Origin of the sequence: Kitasatospora sp. NPDC091257 (genome assembly GCF_044757675.1) — a bacterium.
GTDB lineage: Bacteria > Actinomycetota > Actinomycetes > Streptomycetales > Streptomycetaceae > Kitasatospora > Kitasatospora lactacystinica.
This window is the reverse complement of sequence record NZ_JBIVVI010001098.1, coordinates 1-3,076: the sequence shown is the minus strand read 5'-3', so window position 1 is coordinate 3,076 and position 3,076 is coordinate 1. Positions and strand designations below refer to the sequence as shown.

Genomic DNA, 3,076 nt, shown 5'->3' with positions numbered 1-3,076 from the left:
GCCCTCGCCTACGCCGTCGGCATGGCGCGCCGTTCGCAGTGCGGTCTGGTGATCGTGCACGTGGCCAACCGTCTGCCCGCCACCGTCCGGGCAGGAAGCTCCGGCGCCGTCCCTCGACCCGGTGTTCCAGCACGGTGTGGTGGTCGGCTTCGACGGCTCGCTGTCGAGCGAGCGCGCCCTCGCCTACGCCGTCGGCATGGCGCGCCGTTCGCAGTGCGGTCTGGTGATCGTGCACGTGGCCAACCGTCTGCCCGCCACCGTCTGGGCAGGCTGCGAGCCACCCGTCTTCGTCGACCTCCCCGACCACCGGACCGAGGTCCTCGGCCTGGAGCTCGCCTGCGCGGACTTCCTCACCGGGGTGCCGTGGATCCTGGTCGAGCGCGGCGGGGACATCTGCCACGAGATCGAGGAGGTCGGTCGTGAGTACGCCGCCGACGCGATCGTCGTCGGCACGACGCACGGCCTGCTCGGCAAGATCTTCGGCTCGGTCTCCGGACGGCTGGCGCGGCGGGCCAACCGTCCGGTGATCGTGATCCCCTGAGGTCTCTCGTTCCTGAGGCTTCTCACGAAGCCTCCCCGAGGTCTCCTCCTGCTGCCTCCTCCATCGTCGGGCTCCCCAACTCTGTGCGCGGGGAAGCGCGTTGAGTGGTACGTGACCCGGTGGGCGCGGCTCAGGAGGTGACCATCAGGGTGTGGTCGTCACGAACCGACGCCCAGTTCCCGGGCGATGAGCATGCGCTGGACCTCGGACGTGCCCTCCCCGATTTCCAGGATCTTGCAGTCGCGCCAGAAACGGGCGACCGGGAATTCGTTCATGAAGCCGTACCCGCCGTGGATCTGGGTCGCCTCGCGGGCGTTGTCGACGGCGGCCTCGGACGAGTACAGCTTCGCGATCGCGGCCTCCTTCTTGAACGGTTCACCGTGCAGCAGCCGGGAAGCGGCGTCCCGCCAGGCCAGGCGGGAGGTGTGGGCGCGCAGCTCCATGTCGGCAAGCTTGAACTGGATGGCCTGGTTGGCGCCGATCGGCCGGCCGAAGGCCCGGCGCTCGCCGGCGTACTTCACGGACTCGTCGACGCAGCCCTGGGCCAGGCCGGTGGCCAGGGCCGCGATCGCGATGCGGCCCTCGTCGAGGATCCGCAGGAACTGGGCGTAGCCTCGGCCACGCTCGCCCAGCAGGTTGGCCGCGGGAACGCGGCAGTCGGTAAAGGACAGTTCGCGGGTGTCGGATGCGTTCCACCCGACCTTCGAGTACTTCTTCGAGACCTGGAATCCGGGGGTCCCGGTGGGCACGATGATGGAGGAGATCTCCCGTACAGGCGAGCGGAATTCGCCCTCTTCACTCGAACGAGCGATCGGTTCGGTGAGTGCGGTGACGGTGACCAGACCGGTGATGTCGGTACCGGAGTTGGTGATGAAGCACTTGGTCCCGTTGATGACCCACTCGTCGGTGGCCTCGTCGTAGCGCGCCGTGGTGCGGGTGGCCCCCGCGTCCGACCCGCCCTCCGGCTCGGTGAGGCCGAAGGCGCCGAGGAGTTCGCCCGAGGTCAGCCGGGGCAGCCACTCGCGCTTCTGCTCCTCGGTGCCGAACCGGTAGATCGGCATCGCGCCGAGCGAGACGGCGGCCTCCAGGGTGATCGCCACCGAGGAGTCGACGCGGGCGAGTTCCTCCAGGGCGAGGCCGAGGGCGAAGTAGTCCCCGCCCATGCCGCCGTACTCCTCCGGGAAGGGCAGGCCGAAGAGCCCCATCCGCCCCATCTCCCGGACGATCTCGTAGGGGAACTCCTCCCGCTCGTAGAACCCGCCGATCTTCGGCGCCACCACGTCCTGGGCGAACTCGGCGACGGTGCGCCGCAGTTCCTCGTACTCGCTGCTGAGCCTGTGGTCGAGCATGGTGATCCTCCTGGCGCCCGGCCGGGTCGGCCGCGGACGTGAGCGGGGTGACCGGCGTCCGTCGGACGGTGTGACGGACGCGCGGTGTGATGTGAGGGACGGGTGTCGGGCGGTGCGGGTGGTGCGCGGCGCCGGCCGGGTTGCGGGCGGTCGGCGCCGGGACGGGTGCGGGCGGGTCAGCTCCCGGTGGGGCCGAGCAGCGCCTGGACGGCGCGGGAGGGACTCGGGCGGCCGAGGCGCTCGGCCATCCAGCCGCTGGTCGCGACGAGCGCGCGCAGGTCGACGCCGGTCCGGACGCCGAGCCCGTGCAGCATCCAGACCAGGTCCTCGGTGGCCAGGTTGCCGGTGGCGCTCTTCGCGTACGGGCAGCCGCCCAGGCCGCCCGCCGAGGCGTCCACCGTGGTGACGCCCTCGCGCAGTGCCGCCAGGGTGTTGCTGAGCGCCTGGCCGTAGGTGTCGTGGAAGTGCACGGCGAGCCGGTCGACCGGGACGCCGGCCCGCTCGAAGCCCGCCAGCAGGGCGGTGACCTGGCCCGGAGTGGCCACCCCGATGGTGTCGCCGAGGCTCAGCTCCGCGCAGCCCTGCTCCAGCAACTGCACGCCGTACCGGACCACCTGGTCGACCGGGACGGGGCCCTCCCACGGGTCGCCGAAGCACATCGAGAGGTAGCCGCGGACCGCGACCCCGGCCTCGGTGGCCCGGGCCACGACCGGGCGGAACATCGCCATGGCCTCGTCCGCCGAGCGGTTGAGGTTGCGGCGGGCGAAGGTCTCGGTGGCGCTGGCGAACACCGCGATGTCGGAGGCGTGGTGGGCGAGCGCGCGGTCCAGGCCGCGCTCGTTGGGCACCAGCACCGGCAGCCGCAGGCCGGGGTGGCGCTCCGGCAGGCCGGCGAGCCGGGGGAACAGCTCCTCCGCGTCAGCCAGCTGCGGTACCCATTTCGGGTGAACGAAGCTGGTGGCCTCGACGGTGCGCAGCCCGGCGGCCGCGAGCCGGGCGATGAACTCGGCCTTGACCTCGACCGGCACCGAGGACTTCTCGTTCTGCAGGCCGTCGCGCGGTCCGACCTCGTGGATCCGGACCGCCTCGGGCAGGCCGGGGGCGCGGACCGGATCAGCTCGACCGGCTGTCCGACGGCGAACAGGACCTCGTGCCCGACGGCGCGCAGCGCCTGGGCGGTGGGCAC

3 protein-coding genes are annotated in these 3,076 nt (G+C 71.9%); 1 reads left to right on the top strand and 2 read right to left on the bottom strand.

The window, feature by feature from the left end; genetic code table 11:
• Positions 1 to 121: 121 nt before the first annotated feature.
• Positions 122 to 541, top strand: coding sequence for a universal stress protein (locus tag ACIQOV_RS34850; RefSeq protein WP_401054857.1), 420 nt, complete (start codon positions 122 to 124; stop codon positions 539 to 541).
• Positions 542 to 699: 158 nt separating this feature from the next.
• Here ACIQOV_RS34850 and ACIQOV_RS34845 read toward each other — a convergent pair whose 3' ends face one another.
• Complete coding sequence (locus tag ACIQOV_RS34845; protein ID WP_380539122.1) at positions 700 to 1,890, bottom strand: acyl-CoA dehydrogenase family protein; 1,191 nt, start codon at positions 1,888 to 1,890, stop codon at positions 700 to 702.
• 176 nt (positions 1,891 to 2,066) lie between these two features.
• Complete coding sequence (locus tag ACIQOV_RS34840) at positions 2,067 to 2,984, bottom strand: hydroxymethylglutaryl-CoA lyase (RefSeq protein WP_401054858.1); 918 nt, start codon at positions 2,982 to 2,984, stop codon at positions 2,067 to 2,069.
• Between the last annotated feature and the right edge of the window lie 92 nt (positions 2,985 to 3,076).

What these genes read in the sequence shown, in the direction of transcription:
- ACIQOV_RS34845 (WP_380539122.1), bottom strand. Translation starts at nt 1,890, where the DNA reads ATGCTCGACCACAGGCTCAGCAGCGAGTACGAGGAACTGCGGCGCACC.